General features: G+C 34.5%; 15 protein-coding genes. 11 read left to right on the top strand and 4 right to left on the bottom strand.

Annotation, left to right across the window (positions count from 1 at the left end):
* Nucleotides 1–137 precede the first annotated feature (137 nt).
* The 6 genes from CLV55_RS13040 (at nt 138) to CLV55_RS09545 (ending at nt 6,600) form a co-directional block, all read left to right on the top strand.
* Complete coding sequence (locus tag CLV55_RS13040; protein ID WP_112113570.1) at nt 138–887, top strand: PKD domain-containing protein; 750 nt, start codon at nt 138–140, stop codon at nt 885–887.
* Nucleotides 887–1,357: a DUF1036 domain-containing protein gene (locus tag CLV55_RS09565; protein WP_112113569.1), complete on the top strand. Its 471-nt coding sequence runs from the start codon at nt 887–889 to the stop codon at nt 1,355–1,357. Before CLV55_RS13040 ends, CLV55_RS09565 begins: the two co-directional genes overlap by 1 nt.
* Before the next feature lie 5 nt (nt 1,358–1,362).
* A complete protein-coding gene (locus CLV55_RS09560) occupies nt 1,363–1,734 on the top strand; it encodes a hypothetical protein (protein WP_112113568.1) in 372 nt (123 codons plus the stop codon).
* 5 nt (nt 1,735–1,739) lie between these two features.
* The gene (locus tag CLV55_RS09555; protein WP_112113567.1) at nt 1,740–3,509 is read left to right on the top strand and encodes a T9SS type A sorting domain-containing protein; all 1,770 of its coding nucleotides are present in this window, start codon (nt 1,740–1,742) and stop codon (nt 3,507–3,509) included.
* A 177-nt stretch (nt 3,510–3,686) separates the two neighbouring features.
* Nucleotides 3,687–4,610 (top strand): PfkB family carbohydrate kinase, encoded by a 924-nt coding sequence (locus CLV55_RS09550; protein ID WP_112113566.1) that lies wholly within the window; start codon nt 3,687–3,689, stop codon nt 4,608–4,610.
* A gap of 91 nt (nt 4,611–4,701) precedes the next feature.
* A complete protein-coding gene (locus CLV55_RS09545; protein WP_112113565.1) occupies nt 4,702–6,600 on the top strand; it encodes an amidophosphoribosyltransferase in 1,899 nt (632 codons plus the stop codon).
* Nucleotides 6,601–6,777: 177 nt separating this feature from the next.
* Here CLV55_RS09545 and CLV55_RS09540 read toward each other — a convergent pair whose 3' ends face one another.
* Complete coding sequence (locus tag CLV55_RS09540; RefSeq protein WP_112113564.1) at nt 6,778–7,383, bottom strand: superoxide dismutase; 606 nt, start codon at nt 7,381–7,383, stop codon at nt 6,778–6,780.
* 114 nt (nt 7,384–7,497) lie between these two features.
* Between CLV55_RS09540 and CLV55_RS09535 the strand changes: the two genes are divergently transcribed.
* From CLV55_RS09535 to CLV55_RS09515, 5 genes are all read left to right on the top strand, one after another.
* Nucleotides 7,498–8,019, top strand: coding sequence for a GNAT family N-acetyltransferase (locus CLV55_RS09535; protein WP_112113563.1), 522 nt, complete (start codon nt 7,498–7,500; stop codon nt 8,017–8,019).
* Nucleotides 8,020–11,187 (top strand): UvrD-helicase domain-containing protein, encoded by a 3,168-nt coding sequence (locus CLV55_RS09530; protein WP_112113562.1) that lies wholly within the window; start codon nt 8,020–8,022, stop codon nt 11,185–11,187.
* A gap of 76 nt (nt 11,188–11,263) precedes the next feature.
* A complete protein-coding gene (kbl, locus tag CLV55_RS09525; protein ID WP_112113561.1) occupies nt 11,264–12,454 on the top strand; it encodes a glycine C-acetyltransferase in 1,191 nt (396 codons plus the stop codon).
* Between the two features lie 89 nt (nt 12,455–12,543).
* A complete protein-coding gene (locus tag CLV55_RS09520; RefSeq protein ID WP_112113560.1) occupies nt 12,544–13,959 on the top strand; it encodes an OmpA family protein in 1,416 nt (471 codons plus the stop codon).
* A 63-nt stretch (nt 13,960–14,022) separates the two neighbouring features.
* Nucleotides 14,023–16,779 carry a PD-(D/E)XK nuclease family protein gene (locus CLV55_RS09515; protein WP_112113559.1) on the top strand — a complete coding sequence of 919 codons (2,757 nt, stop codon included), beginning with the start codon at nt 14,023–14,025 and terminating at the stop codon, nt 16,777–16,779.
* Here CLV55_RS09515 and CLV55_RS09510 read toward each other — a convergent pair.
* The 3 genes from CLV55_RS09510 to bioB form a co-directional block, all read right to left on the bottom strand.
* Complete coding sequence (locus CLV55_RS09510) at nt 16,776–17,570, bottom strand: alpha/beta fold hydrolase (RefSeq protein WP_112113558.1); 795 nt, start codon at nt 17,568–17,570, stop codon at nt 16,776–16,778. The two genes, CLV55_RS09515 and CLV55_RS09510, sit on opposite strands and share 4 nt — an antisense overlap.
* Before the next feature lie 2 nt (nt 17,571–17,572).
* Entirely contained in the window at nt 17,573–18,613 is a 1,041-nt protein-coding gene (locus tag CLV55_RS09505; protein ID WP_112113557.1) for an aldo/keto reductase, read from the bottom strand.
* Between the two features lie 74 nt (nt 18,614–18,687).
* Nucleotides 18,688–19,773: a biotin synthase BioB gene (gene bioB / locus CLV55_RS09500; RefSeq protein WP_112113556.1), complete on the bottom strand. Its 1,086-nt coding sequence runs from the start codon at nt 19,771–19,773 to the stop codon at nt 18,688–18,690.
* Nucleotides 19,774–19,873 lie beyond the last annotated feature (100 nt).

Here is a 19,873-nt window from a genome sequence, read left to right as displayed (position 1 = left end):
TTAAATTTACATAAAATACACAATATTGTGTAATTATTTGTAATTTTGTTTTCAAAAGTGTGTAATATGTTTTAAATACAGATGAATAAGGCGGTGCCGAAAAGCCAATAGAGTAGGGGAATTTAATATTTATATTTATGAAAACCATTTTTAAAAGTTTAGCAATGTTGCTAATGATTAGTTTATTTTTTGGATGTTCGAAAGATTCACCAGCAGCTTCAACATCAACACCAGCGCCAACAGTTGATTTCATTTATTCAGGCGCAAATAATCCAGCGCCGTCAACTGTATCATTTACTAGCACTACTACAAATGCTACAAATTATTTATGGGACTTTGGTGACAATAGTAGTTCAACATCAGCAAATCCACAACATCTTTATACAGCAGGAGGAGTTTATACTGTTAAACTTACAGTTTCAGGAGCTGGAGGTACTACATCAACAATAAAAACAGTAAATATTGGTGCAGCACTAACACATGTTAAGATTAGCAAAGTTACTATTGTTAATATTCCATTTACAAAACCTGGTGGAACAAGTGGCTGGGATTTAGATGGAAGTGGACCCGATATTTATTTTCAAATACAAGACCAAAATAGTGCTGTTTTATTTGATGCTACCTCTAGTAATCGATTTAGTGATGTAACACCTTCAATGTTACCCTTTGCTTGGAATATCTCAAATCCTTTTGTAATTACTGATTTAACACAATCGAGATATATTGAACTTTTTGACTATGATTTTGGAACTTCTGATGAGGATATGGGATATGTAGGGTTTTTAATGTCAAACTATACAACAGGTTCCAACGCATATCCTACAACTGTAACTCAGACTAATACTACTTATGGAATAACTGTAAAATTAGATTTAATCTGGTATTAATGATGAAAAAACTATTTCTACTACTTATCTTGTTTTTCTCCCTCAATTCTAATGCTCAAACAGTTTTAGAAGTCTTGAAAGCATTGTCTGGAAAAACAGATGAACAAACATCAAATAATATAGTAAAACAAGAGCCAACTTTAATTGAATTTTACAACAATACGGGTGCTGAAATTAGTGCATGCTATGCATACTATAATAACGAAGATAGATGTTGGACTTCAGTAGGTTGGTACACTATTCCGCCTTATAGTCCTAAAACTATAAACATTGGAAATTATACTGGGAATATTTATATAAGAGGTCGTCAAGGGTTATTAACTGAATGGGGTTCTGGTGATGGTCAGTTTTGTGTTGACGCAACCCAGGCATTTACTATAAAATTTGCTGATACTAAAGATTGTTGGAGTAAAAAGAAGTTTAGTAAATATATTGTTAGGTCAGGAGTAAATAAATGGACTTTTAATTAGGAAATATGGAAAGTAAAACATTAAAAATAAAATCTAAAAAATTTGATAAATCTGATTTAATATACTTAACAGATAACAATTCTTATGTTGAGTTTATAGAACCTGTTAATATTTTAGATGTTAGTTTCAATATTGAAATTTTAAGCAATATAAATTCTATAATTAATTTAAAAATTCAATTGTCTAGCGAATTAAGACCCAAAAATTTCTTCTTGACTAATTTAAAATTTAATAAAAATAAAACAAATCGCTTTTTAAATTTAAGAGAGATAATTGAAAAAAGTGAAAATTTCCAACAATATTCTGATACTAACATTCAGTTTGTTTCTATTGAAACGGATTCCGATATTGACATTGATTTAAAACTAACTTTTTAAAACTTATGAAAACAAAACTACTATTTTCAATACTATTATTAGGTGCATTGTACCAATCCAATGCACAAAATGTTTTACCAGCAATGAAAACTCGTCCAGCAGATTATGAATATTTATCTGCTCCAGATTCTTTAGGGGTTAGACATTCTTTAAAGATGCCTATTGTAACTAATAAAAGTATTTTAACTGGCTCAATAAAAATACCTTATCCAGTAATTTTTATTCATGGTTTAGATTCTGATGCAACTACTTGGTATGCAACTACTGATTTCATGGATACGCATTTTAATTTTACATATGGAGGAAGATTGGATTTTAATTTGAATAATGATAACTCCAATTATACTTCTAATAAATTGTTTTGGTCTTCAACAGGTCCTCAAGGAGCTGATATAGCTCAATGGTATACAACATTGGTTAATGGGGATTATTATTTTTTAAATTTTGCAGTTGGTAGTGATGGAAGCTTTGCACCGTCTAACTTATCATCTTTAAATGTATTAAGTAATGAAGCTGCTATAGCCAAACAAGGTGTTGCCTTAGCTAGAGCAATTCAGCAAGTAATGGATATAACTGGTAGAGATAAAGTTATTCTAATGGGGCATAGTATGGGAGGGCTTTGCGCAAGAGAGTATCTTCAAAATCCACAAAATTGGACTGAACCAAATATTAATCATCATGTTGCAAAATTGATAACAACTGGCACACCTCATGGAGGTTATACAGGTGCAAATTTTATAGCTACAGGTATAAATTCTTCATCTGAAGCTTATAGAGATTTAAGAACTGATTACTCTAATTCTAATCCTGGAGTATTTTTATCAGGAGGAGTAGAAAGTACTAATAATATTGGAACAAGTTATTTTAATAATGATATTAATTGTAATGGAATTAATAATGATGGTAGTAACATTCAAGGTTTAAATCAAAAAAATTTATTAAATAATGTTGATTACGCATACATAATGGGAAATTGTACAAATTGTGTAATTACACAAGGTTCTATATTAGGGGATGGTGTTGTTCGGCTTGTAAATGCAAATCTTAGTAATTTTTATAATCTACCAAGTCCAAAAAATGAATTTATATATACCGCTAGTGCTATTACTGAAATTCATTCTGATTTACCTAAACAAACTTACGAAAACATGCAAGGACTCGATGAACCAAATGAATATTCGTTATCCTATGGTATAGATTTCAATAAGACATATAAAGGTTTTATAACGCAACAGCCAGATGGTGGCTATACATATGATTATGATGATTATAAATTTGTTACTTCAGGAAGTGGTAATTTAAATTTAACAATTAGCAATACTTTCTCAGATAACATAATAGTATCAGTATATAATATGAATATGCAGTTACAAGGATCGAGTTATTCTGTTCCAAACGGAAATTGGTTAATCACTATTCCATTATCTGCGGGTCAATATTATCTAGAAACATATGCAACTCCAACGACAACAAGCTATCTATATCCATATACTTTTAATATGACCTATACACTATCAACAGATAATTTCGAATCCAATAATTCTTTAAACTTATTCCCTAACCCAACAACATCAAAAGTATTTTTCGACAACTCCAATTCCAACTTCAAAGAAGTTAGCATCTACAATTATTTAGGTCAAGAAGTGGCTAAAACCAATTTTACCGCAACAAGTAGCAACCAAGAAATAGACATGAGCACTCTAGCTGTAGGAGTTTATGTTTTAAAATTCAGTGATGGGTCAACTAGTAAATCGGTTAAGGTAGTAAAGCAATAAACCAACTTTGCTGTTAATAAAAAAAAATCTTTTATCAAGTGCTGTCTCTGTAGGCAGCACTTGTTTTATATGCTCAAAAAAACCACGGAGCGCGGGTAATAAAAACTTTTAAACCCCTAAACTTTTAAACTTCTAAACTAAAACTTATCTTTGCGCCTTTAATTTGATATTCAGATAATGAACAAACTTTTAATAGTAGGAACGGTTGCTTTCGATGCGATAGAAACCCCTTTTGGAAAAACAGACAAAATATTAGGTGGCGCAGGAACGTTTATTGGACTTTCAGCGTCTCATTTTAATCTTCAATCGGCAATTGTTTCAGTTGTTGGAGACGATTTTCCACAAGAATATTTAGACTTATTAACGGCTCGAAATATTGATATTTCTGGTCTTGAAGTGGTTAAAGGCGGAAAAACCTTCTTTTGGAGTGGTCGTTACCACAACGATATGAATTCGAGAGATACCTTGGCTACAGAATTAAATGTATTAGCAGATTTCAATCCAATCGTACCCGAAAACTTCAAGAACGCCGATGTGGTGATGTTAGGAAACTTGCACCCATTAGTGCAAACAGGAGTTTTAAATCAAATGACAGCCAAACCAAAATTAGTGGTTTTAGATACCATGAATTTCTGGATGGATTGTGCGTTACCAGAATTATTAGATGTAATCAAACGTGTGGATGTCATCACCATCAATGATGAAGAAGCTCGTCAATTATCTGGAGAATATTCTTTAGTAAAGGCGGCAGCTAAAATTCACACTATGGGACCAAAATATGTGGTCATTAAAAAAGGAGAACATGGGGCTTTAATTTTCCACAACGAACATATTTTCTTCGCGCCAGCATTACCCTTGGCTGATGTTTTTGATCCAACAGGAGCTGGAGACACTTTTGCAGGAGGATTTGCAGGATTCATTACACAACAAGGAGATGTTTCTTTTGAAACGATGAAGACAGCTATTATTCAAGGGTCCAATTTGGCTTCGTTTTGTGTAGAAAAATTTGGAACCGAGAGAATGCTCGAATTAAAAGAAGAAGAAGTGAAAAAACGCTTGAAACAATTTAAGTCGTTAACACAATTTGAAATAGAATTATAATAATCTTATGCCTCGAAATGTTCGGGGCATTTTTTATTTGAAACAACAGCACGGACAAGTCGCGACTTGTCCCTAAAACAACTATAACACAATGAGTGACGCAATTAAACACGAATGTGGCATTGCCCTTTTACGATTAAAGAAACCTTTGGAATTTTACAAAGAAAAATACGGTTCGGCTTTCTACGGAGTCCAGAAAATGTATTTACTAATGGAAAAGCAACACAACCGCGGACAAGACGGAGCTGGTTTTGCCTCGATAAAATTAGATGTTGCACCAGGACAACGATATATCAGTAGGGTTCGTTCCAATCAACCCCAAGCGATTCAGGATGTTTTTTCTCAAATTAATCAACGTATTAATGAAGAATTGGCTGCTCATCCAGAATATGCTAATGATGTGAACGCTCAAAAGGAGAACATTCCTTATATTGGAGAATTGTTTTTGGGACATGTACGTTATGGAACTTTTGGAAAAAACAATATTGAAAGTGTGCATCCTTTTTTGCGTCAAAACAATTGGATGCACCGAAATCTTATCGTCGCGGGAAATTTTAACATGACCAATGTTACCGAACTCTTTAATAGTTTAGTCGAACTAGGACAACATCCCAAAGAAATGGCCGATACGGTTACGGTAATGGAGAAAATAGGACATTTTTTAGACGATGAAGTTACTGATTTGTATCAAGAATGTAAAAGTAATGGTTTGTCTAAAAGAGAAGCCTCACCAGTTATTGCTGAAAAATTAGATTTAGCCAAAATTCTTAAAAAAGCTTCGCGAGGTTGGGATGGAGGCTATGCCATGGCTGGACTTTTGGGTCATGGAGACGCCTTTGTTTTTAGAGACCCTGCTGGTATTCGACCTGCTTATTTTTATGAAGATGACGAAATTGTTGTTGTTGCTTCAGAACGCCCCGTAATTCAAACGGTGTTTAATGTACCCTTTGAAAATGTGCATGAATTGCAACCAGGAAATGCTTTATTGATAAAGAAAAATGGGACAGTATCAGAAGAAGAAATTAGTGTCCCTACTTTAAAAAAGGCTTGCTCTTTTGAACGTATTTATTTCTCACGAGGAAGTGATGCTGAAATTTATCAGGAGCGGAAAATGCTAGGCAGACTTATTTTGCCTTCAGTCTTGGAAGCTATAGATTATGATACAGACAATACGGTTTTCTCCTACATTCCCAATACTGCTGAAACTTCTTTTTATGGCATGATTGAAGCGGCTAATGATTTTCTGAACCAACGAAAAAATCAGTACATTCTTGATCATAGAAAAACACTTACCAAAGAAAAGTTAGAAGAAATCCTTTCTGTAAAAATTAGAACCGAGAAAATTGCTATCAAAGATGCCAAGTTAAGAACCTTTATCACAGATGATGAAAATCGAGACGATTTGGTCGCGCATGTGTATGATGTGACGTATGGCGTTATACAACCCACAGACAACTTAGTTATTATTGACGATAGTATTGTTCGAGGGACCACATTAAAGAAAAGTATTCTCAAAATGATGGACCGCCTGCATCCCAAGCGCATTGTAGTTATCTCTTCGGCTCCTCAAATCCGATATCCCGATTGTTATGGAATTGATATGGCCAAATTGGACGGATTTATCGCTTTTCAGGCAGCTATTGCACTTTTGGAAGAACAAAACAAACAGCAATTGATTGATGAAGTGTATCAAAAATGTAAAGCACAAGAGGAAAAGCAAGACCAAGAAATAGTAAATTATGTTTCCGAAATTTACCAACCCTTTAGTGATGTCGAGATATCCAATAAAATTGCACAACTTCTCACGTCAGAAGAGCTTTGCGCCGAAGTAAAAATAATTTTCCAATCGGTTGAAAACCTTCATAAATCTTGTCCAAAAAACTTAGGGGATTGGTATTTTACTGGAAATTATCCAACGCCTGGAGGCAATAGAGTTGTAAATAAGGCATTTATTAATTTCTATGAAGGAAATAATTTACGAGCCTATTAACTAAAAAACGTGTAGTTTGTCGACAAAAACAGCTATTAATCTATAATATTTTGTAGCCGAACTCTTGCAAGGCTATCTTTGACCTACCATTAACATAAGTAGGTTAAGTTTATGGTAGATTTGGGGCAAAAAGGGTGATGTTAAAGTCACCCTTTTTTTATGCACCAAAATTACTTTTTAAATAGCTTCATGAAATCTTCTAGAAACTTCATCCCAGTTAATGACATTGAAGAATGCTTCAATATAATCTGGACGACGATTTTGATAATGTAAATAGTAGGCGTGTTCCCATACATCCATTCCTAAAATTGGAGTTCCTCCACAACCAACACCTGGCATCAATGTATTGTCTTGATTGGGAGTGCCACAAACTTCCAATTTTCCGTCTTTTACACAAAGCCAAGCCCAACCTGATCCAAATTGAGTGGCTCCCGCTTTTGAAAAGGCAGCTTTAAAAGCATCAAATGATCCAAAAGCCGTGTCAATAGCACTCGCTAAATCACCTGTAGGTAATCCGCCCCCATTGGGAGACATCACGGTCCAAAATAAATTGTGATTGAAAAATCCGCCCCCATTATTTCTAATAGCTGCTTGACTCATATCTAAATTTTTCAAAATTTCTTCTATAGATTTTCCTTCTAAATCGGTTCCTGCAAGAGCAGCGTTTAAGTTTGTTGTATACGCATTATGATGTTTTGAATGATGGATTTCCATGGTTCTAGCATCAATATGTGGCTCTAATGCGTCATAAGCATAGGGTAATTGTGGTAATTCAAAAGCCATAATATTTTTATTTAAAGTTACTATTAAAATTGATTTCAAATTTATACATTTAACTTCGTAAAAGAAAATACTTTTTTTACATAACTCTATTGACAAAACTTATTGTAGAACGCTATGAAATTTGAGCTTCAGCCCAACCATTTGCAAAATGAATTCATACAGTTGATTCCTCTTCAAGAAAATGATTTTGAAGCTTTGTATGAAGTAGCTAATGATGAGTTGCTCTGGGAACAACATCCGAACAAATTGCGATATCAAAGGGATGTTTTTTATAATTTTTTTCAAGGCGCTATGGAATCTAATGGGGCTTTCTTAATTCGAAATGTTCTCACGAATGAAACCATTGGTAGTAGTCGTTTTTATGATTACAATAAAAACGATAATTCAATACTCATTGGGTATACTTTTATTGGAAGAAAATATTTGGGAAAAGGATATAATAAAGCATTGAAAAAACTAATGATGGATTATGCGTTTCAATATGTAAGGACTATTTATTTTCATGTAGGAGCTTGTAATATTCGCTCTCAAAAAGCCATCAAAAAAACTGGTGCGATTAAAGTAGATGAAATTGAAGTACCCTATTATGGAGAAGAGGCTAAATTAAATTATATTTATCGGATAAATAAAAATTAAATGCAAAAACCAGCGTTCTCTATATACGATGCCTCTGCGGGCTCGGGAAAAACCTATACTTTGGTAAAAGAATACCTCAAAATCATTCTGTTATCCAAAAAACAAGATGCCTATCGCACCATTTTAGCGATTACATTTACCAATAAGGCGGTTCATGAAATGAAAACGCGAGTGGTAGAAAGTTTGTCTGAATTTGCCAAAGAAGATCCTACTGAAAAAGCTTTAGATTTGATGCGCGTTATACATTCGGAAACGGGCTTAACTCTAATAGATATAAAAACAAAAGCTAAAAGTATTATCAAGAACTTGATTCATAATTATGCAGCTTTTGATATTTCTACCATTGATAAATTTACGCATCGAGTCATTCGCGCATTTGCCCACGATTTAAATTTACCCATTACGTTTGAAGTTTCCCTAGACACGGAAAATTTATTAACAGAAACCATCGATGCTATTATTGCCAGAGCAGGTGAAGATGCTGCACTCACGCAGTTGCTTGTAGATTATACCCTTGAAAAAGCAAACGATGATAAGAGTTGGGATGTTTCAAACGAAATTTTTCAAATAGGAAAGCTCATCCTCAATGAAAATAATCGGACAGAAATCGCGCATTTGAGTACTAAAACGATTCCAGAATTTGTTTCGATAAAAGAAAAATTAGAACGACTTTCCAAAACTATTTTAAACGAAACAAAGGCTATGGCTTCCGATTTAGTTCAACAATTGGAAAAAAAAGGGATCGATAGCAAATCTTTTTCGGGAGGGTATTTCCCGAAACATTTACAGAGTATTCAAGAAGGCCGATTCAACCCAAATAATAAAACCTATCATGAGGTAGCCGATGTAAAAATTAATAAAGCTGCTCAAGATAATCCCGATATTGAACATGTTTTGCCTGGGATTATTACCGAATTACAAGAAATTTATGCAAAGTTTGAAAAAATAAATCTATATCAAGCGTTTTTAAAAAACATCACGCCGTTATCTTTGTTGAACACGATAAGTAATGAGTTGGATAAAATTCAAAAAGAGCAAAATATTCTTTCAATTGCCGAATTTAATAAGCTTATCAACGAACAAATTCAAAATCAGCCAGCCCCCTTTATCTACGAACGCTTGGGTGAGCGATACAAACATTTTTTTATTGATGAGTTTCAGGATACTTCTGAAATGCAATGGCACAATTTAATTCCCTTAATTGACAATGCCTTGGTGAGCGAAGATTTGCAAGGAGAAAGAGGTTCTTTGTTGCTTGTTGGCGACCCCAAACAATCTATATACCGCTGGCGTGGAGGAAAAGCAGAACAATTTATCGAACTGAGTCAGGGCAAAAATCCTTTTCACAATCCCGATATGCGGTTGGAACATTTGGATACCAATTGGAGAAGTTTTTCCGAAATTATAACGTTTAATAATGCTTTTTTTAAGTTTGTTTCGAAAGAATTTCAAAAGGAAGATTATAAAAAGTTATATCAGAATCAAAGTGCGCAAAAAACAACGAATAAGCAGGGTGGTTATGTTTCGATTACGTTTATTCCAACAATTGAAAACGCAGAGGACCTCAATTTTCAAGAAGAAGAACAGCCTGAAAAAACAACTTACTATTTAAATGCGACCCAAGAACGAATAGAATCGGTACTGAATAATGGATTTTCGTATGAAGATATCGTTATTTTAACTCGAAAAAAGGCACAAGGAATTGCAGTGGCAAATTATCTGACTGCGCAAGGAATTCCTATTTTATCATCAGAAAGTTTGCTTATTAGCAGTTCGAGTGAAGTACAATGTGTTGTCAATATATTGCGGTTTTTAGCTCATTCGAATGACAGTGAATCAAAGGCAAATTTCTTGTATTACCTTTCCCAATTTCAAAGCAATCAACCCCCACATGATTTTATTGCAACAGGAATTGGTTTTCAAAAAGAAATAGATTTTGAACTATGGTTACAAGATATCGAAGACCCTTTAGATAGTCCATTTACGTTTAATGCTTGTAGGAAAAAATCACTGTATGAAGCTACAGAAATCATTATTGCACGCTTTATTCCGAAAGAAAACAGAAATGCCTATATTCAATATTTTCTAGATGTTGTTTTAGAGTGCGATTTAAGAAAACAATTAGGCCTTTCAGATTTCTTAAATTATTGGGAACAACATCATTCAAAATTTAGTATTCCTGCTCCTGAAGGTAAAAATGCGGTACGAATTATGACCATTCATAAATCGAAAGGCTTAGAATTTCCAGTAGTGATTTTTCCTTTTGCTGAAGAAGATTTAAGTAAGACTCCAAGAGAGAAAATGTGGTTGGATGCCAATGAATCGGAGTTAGGATTATCGAAAGTTTTGGTTGATAAAAGTGGAAAAGTGGCTACTTTTGGAGAGGATATGGCGGCTGTTTATCAAGCTAAAAAACAAGAAGATTTACTGGATGTGATTAATGTATTGTATGTGGCACTTACGCGTGCTGAAGAACAACTGCATATTATTTCTGGTATGAATTTCAAAAATGATGGCGAACTTCCAAACAATCTTTCTTCGTTCTTTATTGAATTTTTGTACGACAAAGGTTTTGAAAGTAACATCTTTTTCTATTCTTTTGGAACCCCACAACGGATAACAAAAAGGCATACGAAAGAGTTACAAACGGTATGTATTACGCCTGTATCCAAAGTGTTGGATTCTCGTAAAATTAAAATTGCACAAAGAGAAAGCTTGATGTGGAATACCAAACAGCAAAAAGCAATTGAATTTGGAACCCTCACACATGAAATTTTGGCATTTGTAAAAACGAAAAACGAAATCGATTTGGCCATTACCAAAGCTATTGAAAATGGAATTCTTGTGGCATCACAAAAAGAACCCATGACCCAAACGCTATTAGAAATTGTACAACATGAGGCATTAGCCGATTTCTTTTCAGAATCCCATCTCATTTTAAATGAGCAAACCATAATCCAAAAAGAACAAACTATGGTAAAACCCGATAGGATGGAATTCAATTCTAAAAACGAAGTATTTCTGTTAGATTATAAAACAGGGTCACATGTGCCAAAGCATAAGTTACAATTGGAAAATTATCAACAAGTTATCGAAAGTATGGGCTATGCGGTAATAAAAAAAGTATTGGTTTACATAGGAGAAAACATTGAAGTTGTAAATTTGTAGAAAAATAGCCCAAAAACAATGAAAATTTACATGAGGATGTAAAGGAAAATAAGAACAAACAAAACAAACAAACGATATGTACGGAAAAATCCAACAACACTTACAAAACGAATTGAACATCATCGAACAAAATGGTATTTTTAAAAAAGAGCGCATTATTACCTCACCACAAGGTGCGGAAATTACGGTAAATGGTGAAACGGTTTTGAATTTTTGTGCCAACAATTATTTAGGATTATCATCACATCCCGAAGTAATTCAGGCAGCCAAAGACACCCTAGATTCACATGGTTTTGGGATGTCTTCTGTGCGATTCATTTGTGGGACACAAGACATTCATAAAACATTAGAACAAAAGATAGCCGATTTTTATGGAACAGAAGACACCATTCTTTATGCTGCCGCTTTTGATGCTAATGGAGGTGTCTTCGAACCTTTGTTAGGAGAGGAAGATTGTATTATTTCTGATTCCCTAAATCACGCGTCTATTATTGATGGGGTTCGGTTGTGCAAAGCGACTCGGTACCGTTATGAAAATTCTAATATGGAGGACTTGGAACAACAATTAATAAAAGCTAAAGAAGCAAGACATCGTTTCAAACTTATCGTTACAGATGGAGTGTTTTCAATGGATGGACTTGTTGCTCCTTTGGATAAAATTTGCGATTTGGCTGAAAAATATGATGCTATGGTCATGGTGGATGAATGTCATGCTGCAGGTTTCATTGGTGCTACAGGAAAAGGAACCCTTGAAGCTAAAAAAGTTCTTGGTCGTGTAGATATCATTACGGGAACTTTAGGTAAAGCTCTTGGAGGAGCCATGGGAGGATATACTACGGCTAAAAAAGAAATTATTGAACTTTTACGTCAACGGTCGCGTCCTTATTTGTTTTCCAATTCGTTAGCGCCTGCCATTGTTGGGGCATCTATAAAAGTTTTTGAGCTTTTAGAAAAAGACACGACATTGAGAGATACTTTAGAGTGGAATACCAATTATTTCAAAAAAGGAATGAAAGCGGCAGGGTTTGATGTTATCGATGGGGATTCGGCCATTGTTCCTGTTATGTTGTATGATGCAAAATTATCCCAAATCATGGCCGACGAATTGTTGAAAAAAGGAATTTATGTGATAGGCTTCTTTTATCCTGTAGTTCCCAAAGACAAAGCAAGAATTCGAGTGCAATTGTCTGCGGCACATACCAAAACACACTTAGACAAAGCCATACATGCATTTACAGAAGTGGGAAAAACGCTTAATATTATATAACACAAATACGATGTAATATTTTGATTATTCATATATTGGTATTATTTTTGTTGCGTTATAAATCATTATAATTAAACACAAATAAAAAAATGAAACATCTTAACAAATTATTTGGTCTTTTGCTTTTAGTTGGACTTAGTTCGCAAGCGCAAGATATCGACAACAAATGGTCTATTTCGTTTGGTGCAAACGCCGTAGATGGTGGAAGAGTTAGTGCTGTGGATAATGTGAAATATCAATTTTCACAATATTTCGATGCAAAAATGTATTGGAATGTACTTCCTTCAGTTTCTACAATTAATGTATCAAAATACGTTGGAGACAATTTCTCTTTTGGCGTAACAGGTTCTGTAAATAAAATTTCTAAATTTGTTGGAGACCGAATTTACGATGAAACAACGTATACAAGTACTTATCCAGTAACTAACCCTGGTGATTTATCGTATTATGCAGTTGATGGAGTTGTAAAATATAGCTTCATGGACATGATTAAGTCTAAAATCATAGACCCATCACTTCACGTAGGTGGAGGTTACACATGGATTGGTGATGCCTCAGCAGGTACAATCAATGCAGGTTATGGGTTGACATTATGGATGACAAAACAAGTGGGTTTCACAATCACCTCAACTTACAAACATTCATTTAATGATTCTAGAATTCCAAATTCAGATGTTCCTTCACATTTACAACATTTTGCTGGATTAACATTCAAATTTGGTGCTACCGATACAGACGGAGATGGTCTTGTAGATCGTTTAGATGCTTGTCCAAAAGAAGCAGGGTTAAAAGAATTTAATGGATGTCCAGACACAGACGGTGATAAAATCGCTGATAAAGATGACGCTTGTCCTACTGAAGCTGGTTTGGCACAATTCCAAGGATGCCCAGATACAGATGGTGATGGTATTAAAGATAAAGATGATGCTTGTCCAGATGTAGCAGGTTTAAAAGCATTAAACGGATGCCCAGATGCTGATGGTGACGGAATTGCTGATAAAAATGACAAATGTCCAGATGTTAAAGGACCAAAAGAAAATGGAGGTTGTCCTTGGCCAGATAGAGATGGAGATGGTGTATTAGATAAAGATGATAAATGTCCAGATACAAAAGGAACTGCAGCAAATCAAGGATGTCCAGAAGTAACTGAGGATGCGATCAAAAAATTAAATGATTATGCTAAAACTATATTGTTTGAAACAGGAAGAGCTTCTTTCCAAAAACAAACATTCCCAGTATTACAATCGATTACTGCTATATTGAAAGAGTATCCTACAGCTAAATTTAGCATTGAAGGACACACTGATAATACAGGAAAACCTGCAACAAACCAAAAATTATCTGAGGAAAGAGCAGGAGCAGTTAAAAATTATTTAGTAGAGAACGGAATTGCTGCAGATCGTTTAACTTCTGCTGGTTTTGGTCAAACGAAACCAATCGACTCTAACAAAACTAAAGCAGGTAAAGCAAACAATAGAAGAGTTGAAGTGAAATTAATCAAATAATTTTACAAAAAATATTTTTATGAAAAACGTCCTAAATTAGGACGTTTTTTTTATTTTTATACAATGTCAGATACTACTTTTTTACAGCAAATTGCAGCGGTTGTTTTACAGGATTTCTCTGAGAAACTTACCAATACAAGTATTATTCTTCCCAACAAAAGAGCCAAAGTTTTTTTGCAGGAAGCGTTGAAAACTCAAACTACTAAAACCATATTCTCTCCTGAGATATTGAGTATTGAAGAGTTTATTCAATCTATTGCTGGAATACGAAGCATTGATGCAATCGAACTTTTGTTTGAATTTTATACAGTATATCTTGATCTTACACCGAATCATCCAGAGTCGTTTGAAACTTTTGCCAATTGGGCCAAAACCTTACTTCAAGATTTTAATGAAATTGACCGTTATTTATTAGAGCCTCATCAAATTCTCCGCTATTTAGAAAATATTAAAGAAATTGAACATTGGTCTGTTAGTATTGAAAAAAGAACAGATTTAATAGATAACTATTTAGCTTTTTGGAAAAAATTACCCCTATATTACGAATCCTTGTATCAAAAATTGGTTCAAAAAGGAATCGGATATCAAGGACTTATTTATAGAGAAGCAGTGGCTAATTTGAATTTTTTCTCAGAAACCTGTAAAGAAAAAACAGTTCTATTTGCAGGATTCAATGCACTTAATCAAGCGGAGGAACGAATCGTGCAACATCTATTAGCCTCCCAACAAGCAAGAATTTATTGGGATATTGATGAGGTATTTTTAAATGACCCTTTTCATGATGCGGGATTGTTTCAACGACGATTTAAATCGGAATGGGGGTTTTATAAAAATAATCCGTATCAGTGGATTACAAATCACTTCCAGCAAGAAAAGAATATTGAAGTAATTGGTACGCCAAAATCAGTAGGTCAAGCCAAAATAGTTGGTAAGATTTTAGAAGACTTAGCTTCTCAAAGAAGTGATGGTCTAAAAAAGGTAGCCGTAGTACTTGGCGAAGAAACCTTATTATTACCCCTTTTGTTTTCTCTACCCAACTCTATCGATGCTATAAACATAACCATGGGATTTTCCAGTAAAAATAATCCCGTTCAATTATTACTTGCGAAGTTGTTTAAAATGCATACCGCTGCTTTGGCTCGGAGCACTACAGAATATGTTTTTTATTATAAAGACATTTTAGATGTTGCATCCCATCCCCTTATAGAATCAAAAATTCATGCTCAAAACATGATAACACGTATCAAACAAAATAATTATACGTTTATCATTCAACGAAAAGTATTAGAATTTCAAGAAAACCCGAATGATTTATTTCTACTGTTATTTGAAAAGTGGGACGGAACACCTGCTTCAATACTAGAAAAGATAGCGGCTATTTTAGTATTTATAAAATCGAGTCTCCATACCGACACTAATGAAGACCGAATAATGGGGGCTTTTATTTTTTCGGTTTATAAAGCAATCAATCAATTGCAGTCGTATGTTGAAAATTATGACACGTTTCAAAACATCGAAACACTATCAGCGATATACAAACAAATCATAGATTTGGCTGAAGTATCTTTTGAAGGGGAACCCTTGGAAGGATTACAAATTATGGGAGTTTTAGAAAGTAGGGTACTCGATTTTGAAACCGTTATCATTACTTCTGTAAACGAAGGTAAATTTCCTGGTGGGAAAAACAGCACCTCATTCATTCCCTATGATGTAAAAAAAGAAAAAGGACTGCCCACGTATAAAGAAAAAGATGCTATATTTACGTATCATTTTTATCATTTATTGCATCGGGCAAAAAAGGTATACCTCCTTTACAACACCGATAGTGAGGGTTTAGATGCAGGAGAAAAAAGCCGATTTATTACTCAACTTGAGATAGAAAAACAACCCAAACACACACTAGAATTTAAATGGTATAATCCTGAGGTGCCTGAGATTGCTCACCAACTTATGATAATTCCAAAATCTCAAGCAGTACTCGATCGTTTACATGAAATGGCTTTACAGGGTTTTTCTCCGTCAACTTTGACGACCTATATTCGAAATCCAATCCAATTTTATTTTGAGAAAATTTTACGGATAAAAGAAAAAGAAGATGTTGAAGAAACCATTGCAGTGAATACATTAGGCACGATTATTCATGCCGTATTGGAAGAGTTGTATAAACCCCTTTGTGACAAAATCTTGATACTTGAAGACATTCAACAGTGTTTACAAAAAGTGAATGAGGAAGTAGTACGTCAGTTTAAAAAAGTCTATAAAGAAGGTGAAATACACAAAGGGAGAAATCTATTATCGTTTGAAGTTGCCAAACAAAGCGTAGTGAATTTTTTAAATTTAGAAAAAGAAGCCATTATGAGAGGGGATGAAATTCAAATCATTGCCTTAGAGAAACAATTAAAAAGAACATTTTCTCATCCTAATCTTCCCTTTGCAGTGGAACTTGGCGGAAATGTAGATCGCATTGAACGACGAAATGGACGCTTAAGAATTATAGATTACAAGACCGGAAAAGTAGAAAAGAAGGCGGTCACTCTAAAAAGCTGGGACGGATTTGTTAAAGACAGTAAAAATGATAAAATGATTCAATTGTTGGCCTATGCGTTTCTTTATGAACCGTTTTGTGATGGCTTAGAAATTGAAGCAGGCATCATTTCGTTCAAAAATTTAAAATCTGGATTCTTACCATTTTCACTAAAAGAAAACAATAATTCGATTGTCATTTCGCCAGAAATCCTCGAGCAATTTAAAGACGCTTTAGCGACCTTGTTTCAAGAGCTTTTTGACGAAACAATCCCTTTCGAAGAAAAAATAGCTTAACAGGTTTTTAAAAAGACAGAAATAGACTTTAACAATTCATTTTGATTTTCAATATGACTCATGTGACCATCAGGAAATTCGAGTAACCTAACAGCCGTTCCTTCGATTTGATCAAGGGTATCTTCAAATAGCAATACACCATCTTTTCTACCTAAAACTAGTATGATGGGATAGGTGGCAAAGTGCAAAATTACTTCTCTGTCTTTTCTGATTTTCATTCCTTCTAATGCGGCAATAATGCCTTGCAAAGGCGTGTTTAGTGCTTCAGTTTTTACGTATTCGATTTCTTCAGCAAACCGTTCATGATTTTCTACACTAAACAAGTTGTCAATACTCACTCGAATAAAAAGAGCATAATTTTGTTTAACAGCTATTATGGCTCGATCCCGATTTATTTTTCGTTCTTCGCTATCGGCTCTAGAGGTAGAATTGAGCAACACCAACCCTTTCATATACTCTGGATACAACTCAGCAAAAGCCAATGCAACATAACCTCCCATGGAATGTCCTACTAGGATAGCTTTCCTAATTTTTAATTCTTGTAAAATGGCATGCACTACATCAGCCTGATCTTCCATCGTATGGATGTAACCTAAACAATCAGACAGACCATGTCCTAATAAATCAATAGTTATAATACGAAATTTGGTTTGCCAAGCTTCAACAAATGGGTGCCACATTTTTTTATTTTCCAAAAAACCATGCAACAGCACAACCGCAGTTCCCTTTCCTGAATCGGTGTAAGAGATTTGGGTGTTTTTGTAGATGCTATTTTTTGGAAAATCATTCAAAATTAAGGCGCAGGATTAGGGTGTAATTCTTGAATTTTATTGATTTCAGTTATAAGCTCTTTAGATAATATAACGTCAAAGGCATTGATATTTTCCTGTAATTGAGCTAACGATGTAGCACCAATTATTGTGGCGGTTACAAAAGATTGTTGTGCAACAAAGGCTTCGGCCATTTGAACTAATGTTAATCCATGAGAATGTGCCAATTCTTTATATAAACGAGAAGCTTTTGTAGCATTTTCATTGGTGTATCTTGTAAAATGTGGAAAGCGTACCATTCTATATTCGGGTTTTTGAGCTTCAAGATATTTTCCTGAAAGTACCCCAAACCCTAAAGGAGAATACGCGAGTAGTCCAACATTTTCTCGCATACACAACTCTGAAAGACCTACTTCAAACAGACGATTCAATAGGGAAAAAGGATTTTGAATGGTGGCAATTCTCGGCAATCCATGTTTTTCACTTTCACTTAAAAAACGCATCACCCCAAAAGGATTTTCGTTTGAAACGCCAATATGTTTAATTTTCCCTTTTTTGATAAGACCATCAAAAATTGTAAGTACCTCAAAGATGTTATCTTTCCAATTTGCATCTAGCGTATTTAATCCTCTTTGTCCAAACATATTCATGATGCGTTCAGGCCAATGCAGTTGGTATAAGTCGATGTAATCCGTTTGAAGATTTTTCAAACTCAGTTCTACCGCTTCATGAATACTTTTTTTGGAAAAATCAAGCGGTTGTCTAATATATTCCATCCCACGATTTGGCCCTGCAATTTTAGTAGCAATTACCAGTTTTTCTCTTTCTGTGGCGCCAATTTTACGCAACCAAGTTCCGATATATCGTTCTGTACTTCCAAAAATAGCACTATTTCCTCCAATGGGGTACATTTCGGCCGTGTCGATAAAATTAATTCCTCGTTCTACGGCATAATCTAATTGAACATGTGCTTCAGATTCTGTATTTTGGTTGCCAAATGTCATGGTTCCAAGGCAAATGGAACTTATTTTAATATTCGAATTGGGGAGGGTAGTATACTTCATGTGTAGGATTTAAAAAGGGTCTATATAATTATAAAATTAGATAAACCCAATGTGTATTAAAATATTTTAGAAAACTATTTACCTTTTATAGAGGCTTCAATATTTTTTTCAATTTTATGTTCGGGGCGTGACCATCTTGGTTTTTCTCCTAATGATTTAAATTTTGAATCTATCGCCTCAGTAGTTTTAGGCTGCATTTTTTTAGCAAATGGTTTTTGAGGTTTTAATCCCAATAATTCAAACATTTTCATATCCTCGTTTACATCAGGATTTGGAGTTGTAAGTAATTTATCTCCCGCAAAAATCGAGTTTGCTCCTGCTAGAAAGCACATAGCTTGTCCTTCGCGTGACATTTCTGTTCTTCCTGCGGATAAGCGAACCTGAGTTTTTGGCATTACTATTCGCGTTGTTGCCACCATTCGAATCATTTCCCAAATTTCAACAGGTTTTTCGTTTTCCATTGGCGTTCCTTCTACCGCAACAAGAGCATTAATTGGCACCGATTCGGGTTGCGGATTTAAAGTCGCCAGTGCTACTAACATGCCTGCTCTATCATCGATACTTTCTCCCATTCCTATAATTCCGCCACTACAAACCGTTACATTGGTTTTTCTGACATTTTCAATCGTTTGCAATCTGTCGTCAAAACTTCTTGTCGAAATCACTTCTTTATAGTAATCTTCGGATGTGTCTAAATTGTGGTTGTATGCATAAAGTCCAGCTTCTGCAAGGCGTTGCGCCTGATTTTCTGTAAGCATTCCTAAAGTACAACAAACTTCCATGTCCAATTTATTGATGGTTCGAACCATTTCTAAAACTTCATCAAATTCGGCACCATCTTTTACATTTCTCCAAGCCGCGCCCATACATACTCGTGAAGAACCATTCGATTTAGCACGTAATGCTTGGGCTTTAACGTGACTCACACTCATCAAGTCATTTCCTTCAATTTCGGTATGATAACGTGCTGCTTGCGGACAATAGCCACAATCTTCAGGACAACCACCCGTTTTTATGGACAGTAATGTAGAAACTTGAACCACATTAGGGTCGTGAAACGCTCTATGAACCGTTGCTGCTTCATAAAGCAAATCCATTAAAGGCTTGTTGTAAATTTCTAGTATTTCTTCTTTTGTCCAATCGTGTTTTGTGATGCTCATAGTCTTGAAAAATTATCAATCCCCAAAAGTAGACATTTCCTTTGGAACATACAATATTTAAAGGAATGGGTTTTTTTGTTTAAGGCTTGTTTTTAAATAA

Origin of the sequence: Flavobacterium aciduliphilum (assembly GCF_003268855.1) — a bacterium.
GTDB classification, from domain to species: Bacteria; Bacteroidota; Bacteroidia; order Flavobacteriales; family Flavobacteriaceae; genus Flavobacterium; species Flavobacterium aciduliphilum.
This window is presented reverse-complemented; position numbering and strand designations above follow the sequence as displayed.